Source organism: Pseudarthrobacter sp. NamB4 (genome assembly GCF_005796185.1).
Lineage (GTDB): Bacteria > Actinomycetota > Actinomycetes > Actinomycetales > Micrococcaceae > Arthrobacter.
In genome coordinates this window covers 13,723-30,083 of record NZ_VAHM01000019.1, presented here as the reverse complement: position 1 = coordinate 30,083, position 16,361 = coordinate 13,723, and the positions used below count along the sequence as shown (strand labels likewise).

Annotated in this window: 16 protein-coding genes and 1 pseudogene; 12 read left to right on the top strand and 5 right to left on the bottom strand. The window is 65.4% G+C overall.

The genetic code is table 11. The features are described from left to right. Positions 1-36: 36 nt before the first annotated feature. A complete protein-coding gene (locus FDW81_RS15820; RefSeq protein WP_138135171.1) occupies positions 37-1,059 on the bottom strand; it encodes an asparaginase in 1,023 nt (340 codons plus the stop codon). 215 nt (positions 1,060-1,274) lie between these two features. On the opposite strand from FDW81_RS15820, the gene FDW81_RS15815 reads away from it, so the two are divergent. From FDW81_RS15815 to FDW81_RS15790, 6 genes are all read left to right on the top strand, one after another. Next, entirely contained in the window at positions 1,275-2,357 is a 1,083-nt protein-coding gene (locus tag FDW81_RS15815) for a LacI family DNA-binding transcriptional regulator (RefSeq protein WP_240720342.1), read from the top strand. 101 nt (positions 2,358-2,458) lie between these two features. Further along, complete coding sequence (gene pxpA / locus FDW81_RS15810) at positions 2,459-3,196, top strand: 5-oxoprolinase subunit PxpA (RefSeq protein ID WP_370279108.1); 738 nt, start codon at positions 2,459-2,461, stop codon at positions 3,194-3,196. 28 nt (positions 3,197-3,224) lie between these two features. Next, positions 3,225-3,464 (top strand): acetyl-CoA carboxylase, encoded by a 240-nt coding sequence (locus tag FDW81_RS15805; protein WP_138135169.1) that lies wholly within the window; start codon positions 3,225-3,227, stop codon positions 3,462-3,464. Between the two features lie 8 nt (positions 3,465-3,472). Beyond that, positions 3,473-4,822, top strand: coding sequence for an acetyl/propionyl/methylcrotonyl-CoA carboxylase subunit alpha (locus FDW81_RS15800; protein WP_138135168.1), 1,350 nt, complete (start codon positions 3,473-3,475; stop codon positions 4,820-4,822). Then, positions 4,819-5,724, top strand: a complete 906-nt coding sequence (locus FDW81_RS15795) for an allophanate hydrolase subunit 1 (RefSeq protein ID WP_138135167.1) — start codon at positions 4,819-4,821, stop codon at positions 5,722-5,724. Before FDW81_RS15800 ends, FDW81_RS15795 begins: the two co-directional genes overlap by 4 nt. Then, a complete protein-coding gene (locus FDW81_RS15790) occupies positions 5,714-6,700 on the top strand; it encodes a biotin-dependent carboxyltransferase family protein (RefSeq protein WP_138135166.1) in 987 nt (328 codons plus the stop codon). Before FDW81_RS15795 ends, FDW81_RS15790 begins: the two co-directional genes overlap by 11 nt. Before the next feature lie 92 nt (positions 6,701-6,792). On the opposite strand, the gene FDW81_RS15785 is transcribed toward FDW81_RS15790, so the two are convergent. Next, entirely contained in the window at positions 6,793-8,205 is a 1,413-nt protein-coding gene (locus FDW81_RS15785) for an amino acid permease (RefSeq protein ID WP_138135165.1), read from the bottom strand. Positions 8,206-8,260: 55 nt separating this feature from the next. Continuing rightward, positions 8,261-9,356: pseudogene (gene hisC / locus FDW81_RS15780) on the bottom strand (histidinol-phosphate transaminase). Between the two features lie 93 nt (positions 9,357-9,449). Between hisC and FDW81_RS15775 the strand changes: the two are divergent. The 3 genes from FDW81_RS15775 to FDW81_RS15765 all read left to right on the top strand — a co-directional run bounded on the left by FDW81_RS15775 (position 9,450) and on the right by FDW81_RS15765 (position 12,648). After that, positions 9,450-9,953: an Lrp/AsnC family transcriptional regulator gene (locus tag FDW81_RS15775; protein WP_138135164.1), complete on the top strand. Its 504-nt coding sequence runs from the start codon at positions 9,450-9,452 to the stop codon at positions 9,951-9,953. Between the two features lie 119 nt (positions 9,954-10,072). Further along, positions 10,073-11,731 (top strand): thiamine pyrophosphate-binding protein, encoded by a 1,659-nt coding sequence (locus FDW81_RS15770; RefSeq protein WP_138135163.1) that lies wholly within the window; start codon positions 10,073-10,075, stop codon positions 11,729-11,731. 104 nt (positions 11,732-11,835) lie between these two features. After that, the gene (locus FDW81_RS15765; RefSeq protein WP_240720340.1) at positions 11,836-12,648 is read left to right on the top strand and encodes an alpha/beta fold hydrolase; all 813 of its coding nucleotides are present in this window, start codon (positions 11,836-11,838) and stop codon (positions 12,646-12,648) included. Between the two features lie 362 nt (positions 12,649-13,010). Here FDW81_RS15765 and FDW81_RS18175 read toward each other — a convergent pair whose 3' ends face one another. Continuing rightward, positions 13,011-13,214, bottom strand: a complete 204-nt coding sequence (locus FDW81_RS18175) for a hypothetical protein (protein WP_205754627.1) — start codon at positions 13,212-13,214, stop codon at positions 13,011-13,013. A 45-nt stretch (positions 13,215-13,259) separates the two neighbouring features. Here FDW81_RS18175 and FDW81_RS15760 point away from each other — a divergent pair, with 45 nt between their 5' ends. Beyond that, positions 13,260-14,189: an NADP-dependent oxidoreductase gene (locus tag FDW81_RS15760; RefSeq protein WP_138135161.1), complete on the top strand. Its 930-nt coding sequence runs from the start codon at positions 13,260-13,262 to the stop codon at positions 14,187-14,189. 34 nt (positions 14,190-14,223) lie between these two features. Here the strand turns inward: FDW81_RS15760 and FDW81_RS15755 are convergent, their stop codons facing one another. Beyond that, on the bottom strand, positions 14,224-15,393 hold the full coding sequence (locus FDW81_RS15755) for a pyridoxal phosphate-dependent aminotransferase (protein WP_138135160.1): 1,170 nt from the start codon (positions 15,391-15,393) through the stop codon (positions 14,224-14,226). A 77-nt stretch (positions 15,394-15,470) separates the two neighbouring features. On the opposite strand from FDW81_RS15755, the gene FDW81_RS15750 reads away from it, so the two are divergent. Both FDW81_RS15750 and FDW81_RS15745 read left to right on the top strand, forming a co-directional pair. After that, positions 15,471-15,797, top strand: a complete 327-nt coding sequence (locus FDW81_RS15750; RefSeq protein WP_240720338.1) for a glycerophosphodiester phosphodiesterase family protein — start codon at positions 15,471-15,473, stop codon at positions 15,795-15,797. Between the two features lie 92 nt (positions 15,798-15,889). Next, positions 15,890-16,312: a hypothetical protein gene (locus tag FDW81_RS15745; RefSeq protein WP_138135159.1), complete on the top strand. Its 423-nt coding sequence runs from the start codon at positions 15,890-15,892 to the stop codon at positions 16,310-16,312. Positions 16,313-16,361 lie beyond the last annotated feature (49 nt).

Sequence of the window (16,361 nt, the reverse complement as noted above, 5' to 3'; positions counted from 1 at the left end):
TCCTTTCAATTGGGGCAGATCTGGAGGTTTGGAACGTCAGTGGGAACTTTCAGGAGGACTCCCCCTTTCAGCGAAGACTTCCGCGATGCGCTCGTGCGAAAAGTGGAGTCTCAGCAGCAGGCTGAGCAGGATCAGCGACTGGGATGGCCGGAGGAGCCCTGACCCGATGGCTCCGGCGGCACGAAGGTCCTCACCGCCGCCGCCGGCACCGTAGATAGGGACCACCGGTCCCGCTTCGACCCGGGTACTGGTGACCACCACGACGCCGGCCGCTTTCGCGGCAGCCACCTCGGCACAGAGCTTTTGGTTGGCGTTGCCCGTGCCGGTGCCCTGAAGGACAATTCCTGCCGCCCCCGCTTCCAGGGACGCATGCATGAGGACCGAGTCGGCACCGGGGTAGGCCGCGACGAGGTCCACGCGGGGCGAGCTGCTGCCCGCCGGCGGTAAGGGAAGCGGTGCAGGCCGGCTGCCCTGGACAACCATCGCAACTTTTCCTTGGGCTGATACCTGGCCCAGTGCCCCAAAATCCGGATTCGAGAAGGCATCCAGCCGTACCGTCTGGCTCTTCCGGACACCGCGGGCAGGGAAAATCGTTCCCGCGAAGCAGAGCAGTACGCCCCGCCCCCTCGCGTCCCTGGAACCGGCGACGGCAATGGCCTTAACCAGGTTGGCCGGCCCGTCGGGATCCTGCGAGTCCGCAGCCCGCTGCGAACCGGTGAAGACCACAGGCCGTTCGTCGCCGTGGGTCAGATCGGCAAGGAACGCCGTCTCCTCCATGGTGTCCGTCCCGTGGGTCACAACCACCCCAAGAACCCGGGGGTCACCCAGGACTTCCTTGATCGTGGCGCAGATTTTGGCCATGTCCTCGAAGGTCAGGAGGTATGAACCCTTCTGGAACACATCCAGGACCCTGACCGGGTGGGAAACCGGCGAGCCAAGCGCCCCGAACACCTCTTCCCCGGTGTCTGTGGCCACCGCTGGTCCGCCCGCCAGCGAAGAACGGGACGAGATGGTGCCGCCGGTGGCCAGCAGCACCACATGGGCTTCCGCAACAGTCATGTCAGCTCCGTGGACTCGACTTCAACACCCAATGGATCGGGCGGGTTCGCGGGCGATGGCCATTTGCTTAAGCCTGAAGCTGCCGATCTTCCTTGACGCCTGTTGGAAGATCTTCTACCCAAACGATTGGGTAAGCTCTGCGAATTGACTATAAGATGTGAACCAGGTCACGTCAAGGCTGCCCGGGAAGGCTGCTTAGGAGGAGCTGGGCTAGAGTGACCACAGCTGGCAGGGGAGATGACACCATGGGCAAAGTCAACGGGGGCCGCACGGTCACGCTCAAGGATCTGGCAAGGGAGCTTGGCATCCACCCTTCCACCGTTTCCAGGGTCCTCCACTCCGGATCCGACGTGGCCAAGGGGGCAGCGTCGCAGGCCACGGCGGAGCGCGTCCGCGAGCTGGCCCGCAAGCGGGGCTATTCCCCCGACCCGCAGGCCGCAAGCCTGCGGACCCGGCAGACCAAACTTCTTGGCGTCATCGTCCCCCGGCTTTCGGACCTCGTCCTGGCCCTGATGTACGAGGGGATCGATGAAGCAGCAGCCGAGATGGGCTACTCGGCCTTTGTTATGAACTCCCGTGACGATCCCGAGGAGCAACGGCGCAAGATTGACCTCATGCTTGCCCGTCGGGTGGACGGGCTGATCATCGGTGATGCGCACTTGGACGGCAGCCTGCTGCAGGAACTGAGTGCCCGTAAGGTTCCGTTCGTGCTGATGAACCGCCGTGTTCAGGAGTACCCGTCGGCCACGTGTGATGACGTGCTGGGCGGCGAACTGGTGGCAGAGCACCTGTGGGAAAAAGGGCACCGCCGTGTTTCGGTGATTGCCGGTGAGCCCTATGCGAGCACCGCCGTTGACCGCACCTCCGGCTTCATCAGCAGGTGGCGTTCCCTGGGCGGCCAGATCTCGGACGACGACGTCGTGTGGTCCAGGTTTGATACGGCAGGTGGCCGCGGGGCTGCCAAAGGGATTCTGACCAGCGGCAAGCCGCACCCCACCGCCCTTTTCGCGGTGAACGATTTTGCCGCCATCGGGGCGATGGGCGAGCTGCGCTCCCACGGCCTCACGGTTGGACAGGACGTCGCAGTGGTGGGATACAACGACACTTCCCTGGCGGCTGAGCTTCCGATTCCCCTGACGTCCGTCCACTCGCCGATGCTGGATATTGGAAGGACGGCGGTACACCTCATCCAGCGCGTCCTGAGGGGCGAACAGCCAGAACCGGCTGCACTGAAACCCACCCTCCGCGTCCGCGAGAGCAGCGCCTCGCGTGCACCGGCAGAGGTCCGTGCCAGATAGGGGCAGCCCGGGTGTTGCGGTGGTTGAACAGAGCGCTTCCCCGGATCAGCAGGGTTCCCAGCGGTGACCACCGCGAGTACCGTTGCTTCATGCAAGCGAATGTGACAGAAGCCACAAACCGCAAAGTGCTCCTTAATTCCGACATGGGCGAGGGCTTCGGCCTGCACGAGTTCGGCAACGACGTGGCCCTGATGGACATCATCGACGTCGCCAATGTCGCCTGCGGCTACCACGCCGGAGACCCCGATGTCATGAACCGCACGGTAGCCCTCGCGGCGGAACACGGGGTAGCGGTTGGGGCCCACCCCGGCCTCCCCGACCCCATGGGATTCGGCCGCCGCCGCATGGTCCTGACCCCGGAGGAGGTCGAGTCCATAATCCTCTACCAGACGGGCGCGCTCACGGCCTTCCTGGCAAAAAACGGACTGACCCTCAACCACATCAAGCCGCATGGGGCCCTGTACGGCATGCTGGCGGGCGACGAAGAGCTCATGGAGGCGGCAGCCGGAACCGCGAAGCAGTTCGGCGTACCGTTTTTCGGCCTGGCCGGCACTGCCCACGAATCGGTGTGCCGATCCATGGGCGTGGACTTCATCGCCGAACTGTACGTGGACCTCAACTACGGTCCCGCCGGGGAACTTCTCATCAAGCGGCGTCCCGAACCCACCGACCCAAGCGCCGCAGCCGAACGCGTCAGCCGCGCGGTGGCAGGCCAACCTGTCCTTGCCGTTGACGGAACACCTTTAGGCATCACGTTCCAAAGCATCTGTGTGCATTCCGACGCTCCCAATGCCGTCGCCGTCGCCTCTGCAGTACGCTCCGCCCTCAAAGCCAACTGACCCACCCACTCCTGAAAGCGAGCAGAACATGGCCACGATCGTCTCCCCACTTCCCGGAGTTTTTTACCGCAAGCCGGCACCGGGCAAACCCCCCTTCGCCAACGAAGGCGACACCATCGAGGTGGGCCAGACCATCGGGATCGTGGAGATCATGAAGCAGTTCACCGAGATCCAGTCCGACGTCGCGGGTACCCTCGAATCCTTTGAAGTCAACGAGGGGGAGATGGTCAATCCAGGTGACTCCCTCGTCATCATCCGTGAAGGGTAGCGGCGGGCATGAAACTCTTCATCGCAAACCGCGGCGAGATCGCGGCCCGGGTTACCCGGACCGCGCGGGAGATGGGCATCGAGACGGTCCTGGCAGTCAGCGAGCCCGACGCCGAATCCCTCGCCGCGAGGTCAGCGGACCATTTCGTGGTGGTCGGCCCGGCCCAGGCGGCCGCGAGCTACCTAAACCAGGACGCCCTCGTGGCGGCCGCGCTTGAGCAGGGATGCGACGCCGTCCACCCCGGCTACGGCTTCCTTTCAGAAAATGCCGACTTCGCCAGGAAGGTCTCCGACGCCGGCCTGACGTGGGTGGGTCCCAGCGCGGACACCATCGACATGATGGGCAACAAGTCCCTGGCCAGGGAGGCCGCCGCCAAGGCGGGCGTCCCCGTGCTACGGGGATCTGACGGTCCCCTCGACCCCGATGCAGACGCTGTGGATATTGCCCGCGGCATCGGCTACCCGCTGGTGGTCAAGGCTTCCGCAGGAGGCGGCGGCCGCGGCATCCGGTTTGTGCACGCCGAAAGCGAGCTCCTGGCCACGATCGAAATGGCCCGCGGGGAGGCCGCGGCGGTCTTCGGTGATTCAACGGTGTACCTCGAACGGTTCGTGGAGCATGCCCGCCACGTCGAGGTACAGGTCCTTGGCGACGGCAAGAACTTCATCCATCTGGGAGACCGTGACTGTTCCATGCAACGGCGCTCCCAAAAGGTGCTCGAAGAGGCTCCTGCTCCCGATCTTCCGGACGCCGTCCGGCAAACAATCCGGGAATCCTCCGTCGCACTCGCCCGGGAATGCCGGTACAGCGGGGCCGGCACGGTGGAATTCCTGTACGACCCCGCGAACCATGAGGCCGCCTTCATCGAAATGAATACCCGCATCCAGGTGGAGCATCCGATCACAGAAGAAATTACAGGCGTCGACCTGGTCCGGGAACAGCTGCTGATTGCCTCTACAGGGTCGATGTCCATTTCGCAGGACGACGTTCGGTTCAACGGCCATGCGATCGAATGCCGCATCAATGCCGAAGACCCGAACCACCATTTCTTTCCCAGCCCGGGTGTCCTCCGTTCGGTGGACTGGCCCTCGGGTGAGGGGATCCGCGTGGACACAGGGGTGGAAGCAGGCTCCGTTGTCAGCCCCTACTATGATTCCCTCCTGGCAAAGCTGATCGTCCACGCCTCGGACCGGAAGGCTGCAACCGCCGCCATGTTGGCAGCCCTGAACAAAACCCGCATCGAAGGGGTTAAGACCACCATCCCGGTTCATGAAGCGCTGTTGGCCCGCGCCGAATTCGCGGAGGTCAGCCACCACTCGAAGTTCATCGAAACCGCATCTGACCTTTTGGGGGCGAAATGACCAGCGAAGCGGCAGTCCTTCCCGGTGCGCGCTACACCTGGGGCGGGGATGAGTTCCTGTTCGTCGAGGTGTCGGAGGCAATGAGCCTCCCGGCGAACTTCAAGGTGATGTCGATTGCCGGCAGGCTGTCCCAGGCACGCCTGGGCGGCATTGTGGACATCTGCCCCGCCAACGCGTCGCTGCTGGTACGGTTCGATCCCGACGTCCTGCCACCGGAAGAACTGGAAAGGGCGGTGCGGGACATAGAGCGTGACATCCTGGAGCACCACGAACACGTCCTTGAGACCCGGATCGTTGAAGTTCCTGTCTGGTACGAGGACCCGTTCACGGCAGAAGTGGCCCAGCGGTTCCGGGAAGGATTCCACCAGGAGCCTGAAGGCAGCGACCTTGACTACGCCGCCAAAGTGAACAATCTGAAGGACAGGGCGGAGTTCATCCAGCGCCACCACGAGCAGCCGTGGCTGGTTTCCATGGTGGGATTCGTGGCCGGGCTGCCATTCCTGTTCCAGCTGGTGGACCGCGACAAACAGCTGGAGGTTCCAAAGTATCTCAGTCCCCGGACCGACACTCCGAAACTGACTGTTGGGCACGGCGGCTGCTTCGGCTGCATCTACTCGGTGCGGGGTGCGGGCGGCTACCAGATGTTCGGCGTGGCGGCCGCCCCGATCTTCGACCCGGCGCAGGCACTCCCGGACTTCGAGGACTTCATGGTGTTTTTCCGCCCCGGTGACATCGTGAAGTTCAAGCCAGTGACGGAAGCTGAGTACAACCGCATCCAGACGGAAATCTCCGCCGGCACTTTCCGCTACCGCCAGGCGCCCGTGACCTTCGATCTGTCCAAAGCCCTGGCAGACCCCGAAGGGAACAACCGCCAACTCATGGAGGCCCTCAATGGCATTTGAAATTGGAAACCCGGGCCTGGCCACCACTGTCCAGGACCAGGGGCGCACGGGCCACTACAACGTGGGCATCCCGCAAAGCGGTTCCATGGACCAGTATTCTGCCGAGCTCGGAAATGCCCTTGTGGGAAACACGGCACGGGAAGCGGTCCTTGAGTGCACCTACCTTGGCCCGGTGGTGACCGCCGACAGCAACGTGGTTATCGCCGTCACGGGCGCCCCTGTGGAGGTGAAGGTCAACGGTGAGCCGCGGCCCCAGTGGAGCCGCCTGCTGCTCAAAGCCGGGGATGAGCTCTCCTTCGGCGTCATCCAGGGCGGCACCCGCTACTACATCGCAGTCCAGGGCGGCATAGACGTCCCGGAGGTGCTCGGAAGCCGCTCCACGTACAGCCTCGGCGGGATCGGCGGGTTCAAGGGCCGGAAGCTTGAGGCGGGCGACGTCGTCCCCGTAGGCGCTCCCCTCTTAGGTGGAAAACTTCCCCAGGCCGACACCGTTCCGGAGGAATTCCGGCCCGGTTATGCCAAGGAGCAGGAAGTGCGGATCGTGCTGGGGTTGTACGACCACCGCCTCACGGACGAAGGCCTGGGAAATCTCCTGAATGAGGAATGGAAGGTGACTCCGGTGGCTGACCGAATGGGGCTGCGCTACTCGGGCCCCGGCGTGAAATGGAAGGAACGGGAACAGCCCTTTGGTGCCGGCTCGGACCCCTCCAACATTGTGGACGCAGGATACGCCGTGGGGTCCATCCAGATTCCCGGCGGTACGCAGCCGATCATCCTGCACCGCGATGCCGTTTCCGGCGGCGGATACGCGATGGTCGGCACGGTCATCAGCGCCGACATGGACCTGGTTGCCCGGGCGGCGCCCGGAACGGCGACCCGCTTTGTGGCTGTCAGCCTGGCTGATGCCCTGGAGGCCCGCGGGGATCTTGCCGAACGGCGGAACAAGGCATGGGCGGCACTGGGCGCCAGCCGGTGACAAGAGGCGGGTCCCCTGTCGGGGCCCGCCTCTGCCGGTTCAGTTATCGTCTGGTTCTGGGCAGCGAAAGCCCGGCCAATTCCTGTTAGCTCTCAGTCGATGAGCACCGGGGGCTTCACACGGTCCGTGGCTTCAACTCGGCCACCAACCTTCCGGTTCCGGTGGTTCACCCAGTTAGCCACCGCCAGGAGCGCCACGAGTCCGAAGGTGCTCAGGAGCTGTGGACGGGAGTCCTCGCCGATGAAGCCCACCGTGAAGATCGCCGCGAGGATGAGCAGGCCAAAGCACGTGAGCCACGGAAAGCCGGGCATCCGCAGGGGAAGCGCCGTTCCCTCCCGGTCGGCGCGGAGGCGCAGCGCGAGCTGGGCCAGGAGCGCGGACGTCCACACCAGCAGGCACGTCGACCCCACGATGTTGAGCAGAACGCCAAGGACCATCTCGGGGAACGCCAGCTCCAGCACCACCGTCACAACGCCGAAGGCGACGCTGGCCAATACGGCCACAACCGGGACCTGCGCCTTGGACACCGAGGCAAGCAACCGTGGTGCTTCGCCCCGCTCCGCTAGGGAGAACGCCATGCGGGAAGCACCGTAGAGGTTTGCGTTCAGTGCCGAGAGCAGTGCAGCCACTGCTACCAGGGTGATGACGGTGGCCGCGCCGGGCATGCCCGCGGCGTCCAGTACTGCGGCGAACGGGCTCTTCAGGCCTTGCGAGCCCACGGGAACGACGGCCGCGATGATGAAGATCGCACCGATGTAGAACACCAGGATGCGCCAAAGCACCGTCCGGACCGCCTTCTTCACGCTGCGTGCCGGCTCCGCGGTCTCGGCTGCCGCGACCGACACGATCTCGGTACCGCCGAACGCGAACGCCACCACAAAGAGCGCCGTGGCAATCCCGCCGAAGCCACCGGGCGCGAAGCCCTCCCCCATAAAGTTGGACAGGCCCGGCGACTGCACACCCGGCAGCCAGCCGAACAGCAGCGCAGCGCCCACCAGGAGGAACCCGACAATCGCCGCCACCTTGAGCAGGGCGAACCAGAACTCGAACTCGCCGAAGTTCTTCACGCTGGTGAGGTTCACAGCGGTGAGCACCACGATGAACAGGAAGGCCATCAGCCACACCGGCAGGGCCGGGAAGATGGTGGCCAGCAGCCCTGCTGCACCAAGCGCTTCGGCCGCGATGACCACCACGAGCTGCAGCCACCAGAGCCAGCCCACTGTCGCACCGGCCACCGGCCCGTACGCCTTGGCGGTATAGACGGAGAAGGCACCGCTGTCCGGGTTGGCGGCGGCCATCTCGCCGAGGGCCCACATCACCAAAATGATGAGGGTGCCGGCCACGAGGTAGGAGATCAGTACAGCCGGGCCCGCAGCCTGGATGCCTGCGCCGGAGCCGATGAAGAGGCCCGCACCGATGGCGCTTCCCAGGCCCATCATCGTGAGCTGGCGGGGTTTGAGGGCCGCGCCGAGCGCGCAGGCAGACGTCTTTGTCTGTTGTTCCATGAGGATTCCTCTAATGTGTTGGTGGAACGGGTTGGGGTTGAAGGTCAGTTAAGTTTCAGGCCGCGTGGGCTTGGAGGAGCCGGAGCACGCGGTCGTTGGAGGCGGGGTCGGCGACGGTGATCCGCACGCCGTCGCCCTGGTACGCCCGGACCATAATGCCGGCGCGGTCGAACGCGTCCACCAGCCTCGTCAGGAGATCTTCATCTGCACGGATCCACAGGAAATTGCCCTGGCTCGGCTGCATCTTCCAGCCCTGGGCTTCCAGCTCCGCAGCCATCCGCGAGCGCTCCTGCCTGACGGCGGCCACCCGCGCTTCCATCTCCTCCCCCGCGTCCAGCGACGCGATGGCCGCCTTCTGAGCCAGCGCGCTCACCGCGAAGGGCAGCGCGGTCCGGTGCAGCCCCTCGGCGATGGCCGGGGCGGCCACGGCGTATCCCACGCGCAGGCCGGCGAGCCCGTAGGCCTTGGAGAAGGTGCGCAGGACGCAGACGTTGGGGAACCGGCGGTAAAGCGCCAGGGAGTCGGGGCCGCTGCCGCCGTCGGCATATTCCACGTAGGCCTCATCGATCACCACCAGGACGTCGGAGCGGACGGTCTGCAGGAAGGCCTCGAGGCGGTCGTGGCTGATCGGCACGCCGGTCGGGTTGTTCGGCGTGCACAGCAGGATGACTTTGGTGCGGGCGGTGACGGCAGCGGCCATGGCGTCGAGGTCATGGCCCTCGGCGTCGGCCAGCGGGATGCGGACCGGTCGGGCGCCTGCCAGCTCCACCAGGATGGGGTAGGCCTCGAAGGAGCGCCACGCGAACACCACCTCGTCCCCGGCGTCGCACAGTCCGGTGATGATCTGCTGCAGGACGCCCACGCTCCCAGGTCCCACCGCCACCTCTGCGGCGGTGACGCCCAGGTGCCGGGCGAGCCGTTCGCGGAGTTCGACGGCGGCCATGTCCGGGTAGCGGTTCATCCTGCCGGCCGCTTCAGCCACCGCAGCGGTGGCTGCGGGCAGCGGCTCGTGGGCTTTCGTTGCTGGCGAGGGCGGCCATGTCCGCACCGGCACTGCGCCGGCCCGGGACGTAGGCCGGAAGGCCGGTGACGGCGCCGCGGAGGGTGGGCAGCGCGGTTGCGGGTGCAGCCAGGAGTTGATCGGGGGTCATGAAGACCGATCATGATTGTGACCCGGCGCACATCGCAAGATACGCTCAAGCCATTGGGACTTTTGCTCAACTTCTAGCATCTGTGGTGAAAATATGACCATCGCGAACTCTCGCACCCTCGATTCCCTCGACGGCAGGATCATCCTTGCCTTGGACAAGGACCCCGAAGCCAGCGCCCTGGCACTCTCCCGGACACTCGGCGTCGCACGCAACACCGTCCACGCCCGGCTGGCGCGGCTGGAGCGCAGCGGCGCGCTCCGCTCCTTCAGCCGCAGGCTGGACCCGGCCGCGCTGGGCTACGAACTGATGGCCTTCCTCTCCCTGGAAATCAGCCAGACGCGGTTCGGCTCGGTAGAAAACGGCCTGGCCGCGATCCCGGAGGTCATCGAGGTGCACGCCACCACCGGCGACGCGGACCTCATGGCCAAGGTGGTGGCCCGCGGCACCGCCGACCTCTACCGCATCACCAACCAGATCCTGGAGATCGACGGGATCCAGCGGACCAGCACCGCCATCTCCGTCATGGAACTCATGCCGCCCCGCTACGACGGGCTCATCAGCCGCCTGTCCGAGGAGGAATCCCGCACTACGGACTAAGCGCGGGTGACGCGCACCACACATGGGCAAATTGTCACCCTGAGCTCTTTCTACTGCCAAAAGTCCCAGGAGCAACAAGCGGTATTGCAAATGTGGGATGCAGGCCACACGATTCCTGCATGACTTCACTTACCGTCTCCGGCCGGGTGGCACAGGTTCTCAGCAGCTATGTCAGCGACGTCTTCGGCGTCATGGGCAACGGCAATGTCTATTTCCTGGACGCCGCGGAGAAGCAGGGCCTGCGCTTCTCCCCCGTCCGGCATGAAGGCGCCGCCATCGCTGCGGCTGACGCCTACTATCGGGCGTCCGGACGCCTCGCTGCCGGCACCACCACCTACGGCCCCGGCTACACCAACGCGCTCACCGCCCTGGCCGAAGCGGTGCAGGCGCAGATCCCGGTCGTGCTGGTCACCGGGGACGCGCCCACCAGCGGCGCCCGACCTTGGGACGTCGACCAGGCGGCCATTGCCGCCGGCCTCGGCGCGACAACCTTCACCGTCACCCGCGACGCCGCAGGTGCCATCACCCGGCAGGCGCTGGAGTACGCACTCACCCGGCGCACCGCCGTCGTGCTGGCCATCCCCTACGACCTCGCCGCGCTCGAGGCTGCGGACGAAGAACTTCCCGAGCCGCTGGCAGCAAAGGTGACGGACGACGTCGACGGCGGCCTTGGGCAGGTTGCCCGCCTGCTCGCCGATGCCAGGCGGCCGCTGATCCTGGCCGGCCGGGGCGCGCACCTCGCCGGCGCCGGCCCGGAACTCCTCGAACTCGCCGACCGGCTCGGCGCACTGACCGCCGGAACCGCACTGGCGCTCAACCTCCTCAAAGGCGAGGGGTACCTGGGCGTCGCGGGCGGTTTCGGCACCGACACCGCGGCCGGGCTCATGGGCGAGGCCGACGTGGTCCTGGTGGCCGGGGCGAGCCTGAGCCCGTTCACCATGCGGTTCGGGCACCTGCTCGGCCCGGACAGCACGGTCATCCAGGTCGACACCGCGGTGGAGCCGACCAACCCCCGGGTGGACTTGTTTGTCCGTTCGGATGCGAAGTCCGCTGCGGGACGCATCCTTTCGTTGCTTAATGGTGAAGCCGCGGCGGAGGGCTGGCGCGCGGAAGCCCGCCGTCGACTCGCTTCCGGACCCGGCCACGATCCGGGCACGGCTGAGACCCCAGACGGCCGGCTGGATCCGCGCGCCTTGGCCACGGCGCTGGATGCCGTGTTGCCGGAGCGCCGCACGGTGGTCCAGGACGGCGGGCACTTCATCGGGTGGGCGCCCATGTACTGGAACGTCCCGCGGCCGCAGGACCTGGTAATGGTGGGGACCGCATACCAGACGATTGGGCTGGGGCTTGCGAGCGCCGTCGGGGCAGCCCGGGCTTTAGAAGAGGGCCGCACTCTGGTGCTGGCCTCGGGCGACGGCGGGTTCCTGATGGGCCTGTCAGATCTCGAATCGCTAATCGCCGCCGGCCGCAGCGCCGTCGTGGTGATCTACAACGACGCCGCGTACGGGGCCGAGATCCACCAGTATGGATCCCAAGGCCTGACCGAGAAGCCCATGCTGATTCCCGAGGTGGACTTCAGCGGTGTTGCACGGGCTTTGGGTGCGGAGTCTGCTGTGGTCCGGTCCCTTGGTGACCTGTCCGTGCTTCAGGACTGGATCCACGCCGGCGCCAAGGGAACCTTCGTGGCTGACTGCCGGGTCACGTCCACGGTCCGAGCGCCGTGGCTGAGCGAGTGGATGAAGGCGTCGCAGACAGCCAAGGCGGCGGTGGCGGGGTAGCTTTCGCTCTTCCGCAGTATAGGACGCCCCCGGCCTCTCAGTAAGGGCTGGTGACCACAGTAAAGCTATAGGCTTTGCCGGTGATGAGCTGGAATGAAAGGCACTTGAGCGTCGTAACCGAGGGGGCGGAACTAGCGGTATTCAGATACGGCCCGGAGCCGGTAGCCGGCGTCCCCACCCTGCTCCTGGTTCATGGCTACCCGGACGACCACCGCCTATACCTTCCGCTCATCCAGGAGCTGGCGGAAACATGCCACATCATCGCTTATGACACCCGCAATGCCGGATCATCATCCGTCACCGACAAGCCCGGGAGCTTTGCGCTGCAGGTTCTGGTGGATGATCTGTATGCCGTGCTGGCGGCAACGCATGCCCCGCCCGTGCACCTCGTGGGCCACGACTGGGGGTCCATTCAGGCGTGGGCAGCAGTCCAGGACCCACGTGCCGCCGGAAGGATCAGCCACTTCACGAGCGTGTCCGGGCCGGACCTGCAGCATTTTTCCTGGTGGATACGTGGCAGGCTGCGGCACCCGCGTGGCTGGGCACAGCTATTGGGACAACTCCTGCGCAGCTCGTACATTGCCGTTTTCCAGATTCCCTTGTTGCCCGAAGCGCTTTGGCGTCTTTTCCTTACCGGCTCCTACGAGCGGGCCACCGGGCGCGAGGTAGGCAACAATCCCATCCGCGGGCTTGCTCTCTACCGGGAAAACTTCCAGTCCAGCCGCCAGCCGCCGCGTCGGGTACTGGTTCCTGTCCATGTGATTGTTCCGGTCAAGGACCCTTTCGTCTCCCCGAACCTGATCGACGGCTTGAGTGATTGGGTTCCTAGGCTCAGGGTGACGAAAGTGAAGGCCGGCCACTGGTGGCCTGCTACCCACGCCGCGGACTTCGCCAAGATACTGCGTGTTCCAGTCTGACCATGCCCGCGGTCGGGGATGGTTCAGCCCGTCCGGATGAGGCACCAGGCGTTCCCAAACCGGCCGGCGGAAGGTCTGAGCCGCGTATCCAGACCTCAAGGCTGCCGGCGTCACCAAACCACCCTTCAAGAGTGGTCCAGGTCTCGAGGTCCGCTATCAGGCGATGCTCATCAAAGGGGCTCGCCAGGGGCAGGAAGCTGTGCAGGAGCTCCCGGGCGATGACCTCTCCGTGCTCCGTGCAGGGCCTCTCCGTTTTCGTTGTCATGCATCATGCGGTTCACCTCAGTCCGGACTAGTCAGCGGTTGGTTCACCGGACATAAACTCACGGCCACCCTTGCCATCCGGATGGCCGTCAGTGTAGTCAGCGTAGGGGTTGCTGCTCCGCTTCCACCGCGGCAGCGGCCTTGATGGCGTCCTTCTCGGCCCGCAAAGCCTCGGCGTCGTGCTGTTCTTCGGCTTCTCCTGGGCTGGCCCAGGATGAGTGATCGTGATTCTGCGCGGCAGGCCGTCGTTGCATGCCTGCATGGCCGGGGAGCCTATCTCCCCGTGCTGTTCGCCACTTCATGAGGGATCCGGAATAGCTAAGCATGACTGTGCCGTTGTGCCAGGCATGAAGGCAATCACTTACAGCTCATACGGAAACCCGGAAGTCCTCGAATTCGGCGATCAGCCAATGCCGAAAGTCGGGCCGGGAATGGTCCTGGTCAAAGTCAAGGCAGCCGCGGTGAACCCGGTGGACTGGAAAATCATGGCCGGGTACCTGGACGCCGTCATGGATCTGCAGTTTCCCGCCATTCCCGGCTGGGATGTAGCAGGGGTTGTGGAATCGCTGGGAATCGACGCCCGGCAGTTCCAGCCCGGCGACGAGGTCATCGCCTACGGCCGCAAGGACTACGTCCACGGTGGAAGCTTTGCCGAGTACATCGCGCTGCCGGAGCGGCTCCTTGCCCGGAAGCCAGCCTCGCTCGGGTGGAACGAATCTGCGGGCCTGCCGCTGGCCGGCCTGACCGCCTACCAGGTCCTCAACCGGCTGGGCCTGAAGTCCGGCGAAACTGTCCTGATCCACGGAGGTGCCGGAGGCGTGGGCTCCCTGGGCATCCAGATCGCCGTGGCCCTCGGTGCCGATGTCATTGCCACTGCCTCGGAGAAGAACCACGAGTTCCTCCGCTCCCTGGGAGCCGAGCCGGTTGCCTACGGGGAAGGGCTCGCAGAGCGCGTCCGCGCACTGCGACCTGACGGTGTGGACGTCGTTGCCGATTTCGTAGGCGGAAACCTCGAGGCGACGCTGGCCGTGCTGGCCGAAGGAGGCCGCCATGCCTCGATCGCCGACAGTGAAGTGGAAGAGCACGGCGGCGACTGGATGTGGGTCAAGCCGGTGGGGACCGACCTGCAGGAACTCGCCGACCTGGTCGACAGCCGCAAGATGCGGGTGGAAGTTGCCGAGGTCTTTCCGCTGGAAAAAGCCGCTGATGCCTTCCGGTCCAACATGAAAGGGCACACCCGCGGCAAGATCGTGGTTGCCGTAAACCAGGATTCCTGATCCAGGCAGCTGGCTGACGAAGGCTCCCAGGTGCTCAGCGCAGCGCTGCGCCGAACCGCTCCCCGATTCCCTTCAGGCGCTCCAGCGGCTCTGCGGAATAGACCAGGCGGACGTACTCCGGTGCCACGTGCTGTCCCCACTCCGTCATCGGCGTCGCGGCAATGCGCCCGTGCTGAAGCAGCCGCTGCGAGAGTTCGGGCGCCTTCAGTCCGAGGGCGCCCGCGTTCACCAGGAGCGACCACCCGCCGTCGGGCTTGACCACCGGGAGCCCGGCCAGCTCCCGGACAATCAGGTCCCGGCGGGCCTGCCAGTCGGCCACCGCGGCAGCCACGCCGTCGCCCCCGTCCCGGGAAGCCGTGAGCGCGGCGGCCGCGCCAAGTTGTCCGAAACCGCTGGCCACGGTGGTGTTGTACGTTGCCGCCAGCGCCACGTCCCTCATCACCTCTGCGGGCCCGACTGCCCAGCCGATGCGCCAGCCGATCATCCTGTAGTTTTTGGACACGCCGCCCAGCGTGATGGTGCGCTCCGCCAACTGCTCCAGGGAGGCCGGGTGGCGGGAGCGCAGGCCGTCAAAAAGAATTTTGTCCATGGCTGCGTCGTACAGCAACCAGCAGTCGGCCGCTGAACAGGCTTCGGCGACGGCGTCCCATTCGGCATCGGTGAACACATGCCCGGACGGCATGGACGGGCTCATCAGCAGCAGGGCGCGCGTCTTTTGGGTGACAGCCGAAGCAAGCCGGTCCAGGTCCAGCCGCCAGCGGCCGTCCACCACCCTGAGCGGCACGAAGACGGGGGTGGCGCCGGCGAGCCTGATGCGGTTAATGAACCCCGCGTACGTCGGATCGGTGACCACCACCTCGTCGCCGTGATCGACAGTGGCAAGCAGGGCGCTGAGCAGGCCAGCGAGCGCACCGCCGGTGATGGCTACTTCCGTGACGGGGTCATAAGTGCGGCCCGTCTGGGCGCTGAGCTGATCCGCAACCACTTGGCGCAACTGCCCCAGCCCGGTGAAAGGCAGCCAGCTGTTCGCATCCCGGCGGCCAACAGCCTGCCGGGTCACTGCCACGGCGGACGGCGGTGGGGCGACGTCCGTGTCCAGGTTCTCCATCCGCAGGACTTCAGGGTCATGGCCTGCAGCGGCGGCCGCCTTCTCGATGCCGAAAGGCTGGATGTTGAGGAAGCGCGCCGTTCTCCCGCGGGACATGAGTTGAGCGTCCCACCGGTCCTCGGGGCTGTCAATGGGGCGCTGACGCTCTCCGTTTGAGAGCCTTTCAGCCGCTGGTGAACCTCCCAGCAGCGCCAGCAGACCCGGCCGATGAGCGGCCAGCGGCAGCTGCTTTAGGCTACGACGTCGTCTCCCCCACGTTCCGCTCCGTCACCCCGCAAATGATCGCAGAAGCGCACGAACTCGGCCTGCCCGTCATCCCGTGGACCGTGAACACCACCGCCGACATGGAACGCCTCACGGACCTGGGCGTGGACGGCATCATCACCGACTACCCCACCCGCCTACGCACCCTCCTGCAAGAACGCGGCCTCAAACTGCCCAAGGCTTACGAGGTGAAGGGGTCGCCTGCGAACGGTTGCAGCTGTCACGGAGCTTGGTGACCCTTGTTTAACAGAGGGAAGAGAGGGAGCGACGCGATGAGCACGGACTTCCGCTCCTTGAGGTGAACATGTATCCCCTTGTGGTTCGGGGCATGCTCGGCGATCGCCTGGAAGTTGTCACCGACAGTCGACATTTGGTGGGCTCCCTTACGGTGCCACTCGAAGAAGCGGATCTGAGCCTGCAGGAATTGGCGTCCCTGCCCGTTGAAAAGGGCTGGGGCACCATCTCCACAGGACGGTCGCCGGGCATTCGCGTCGAGGATTTGGAAAGCATGTTTGGGCTACGGGCAGCTGTGATCGTGCTCGGCGCCCTAGCCGATGCACTACTTTCCGAGGCCATCAACGCTGATTTGTACGGCAGGCCATACCTTCCCATGGACCTGGCGGAGGATAACCGTTATGAAGAAATTCTTGCCATGCAAAGAGAGCTGCAGCAGATCAGCGATGCTGATGAAAGCCTCCGTGCCGTCCGGAATGCCTTCGATCAGATCATGAAGCGCAAATTTCCCCTTTGAAATAAGACTCCACCTAAGACCACCAGGACGTGGTCTTTTTTCATCCCCA

Coding starts and splice junctions, on each gene's coding strand:
- FDW81_RS15820 (WP_138135171.1), bottom strand. CDS start 1,059: ATGACTGTTGCGGAAGCCCATGTGGTGCTGCTGGCCACCGGCGGCACC.
- FDW81_RS15805 (WP_138135169.1), top strand. CDS start 3,225: ATGGCCACGATCGTCTCCCCACTTCCCGGAGTTTTTTACCGCAAGCCG.
- FDW81_RS15800 (WP_138135168.1), top strand. CDS start 3,473: ATGAAACTCTTCATCGCAAACCGCGGCGAGATCGCGGCCCGGGTTACC.
- FDW81_RS15795 (WP_138135167.1), top strand. CDS start 4,819: ATGACCAGCGAAGCGGCAGTCCTTCCCGGTGCGCGCTACACCTGGGGC.
- FDW81_RS15790 (WP_138135166.1), top strand. CDS start 5,714: ATGGCATTTGAAATTGGAAACCCGGGCCTGGCCACCACTGTCCAGGAC.
- FDW81_RS15785 (WP_138135165.1), bottom strand. CDS start 8,205: ATGGAACAACAGACAAAGACGTCTGCCTGCGCGCTCGGCGCGGCCCTC.
- FDW81_RS15775 (WP_138135164.1), top strand. CDS start 9,450: ATGACCATCGCGAACTCTCGCACCCTCGATTCCCTCGACGGCAGGATC.
- FDW81_RS15770 (WP_138135163.1), top strand. CDS start 10,073: ATGACTTCACTTACCGTCTCCGGCCGGGTGGCACAGGTTCTCAGCAGC.
- FDW81_RS18175 (WP_205754627.1), bottom strand. CDS start 13,214: ATGAAGTGGCGAACAGCACGGGGAGATAGGCTCCCCGGCCATGCAGGC.
- FDW81_RS15760 (WP_138135161.1), top strand. CDS start 13,260: ATGAAGGCAATCACTTACAGCTCATACGGAAACCCGGAAGTCCTCGAA.
- FDW81_RS15755 (WP_138135160.1), bottom strand. CDS start 15,393: ATGTCCCGCGGGAGAACGGCGCGCTTCCTCAACATCCAGCCTTTCGGC.
- FDW81_RS15745 (WP_138135159.1), top strand. CDS start 15,890: ATGCTCGGCGATCGCCTGGAAGTTGTCACCGACAGTCGACATTTGGTG.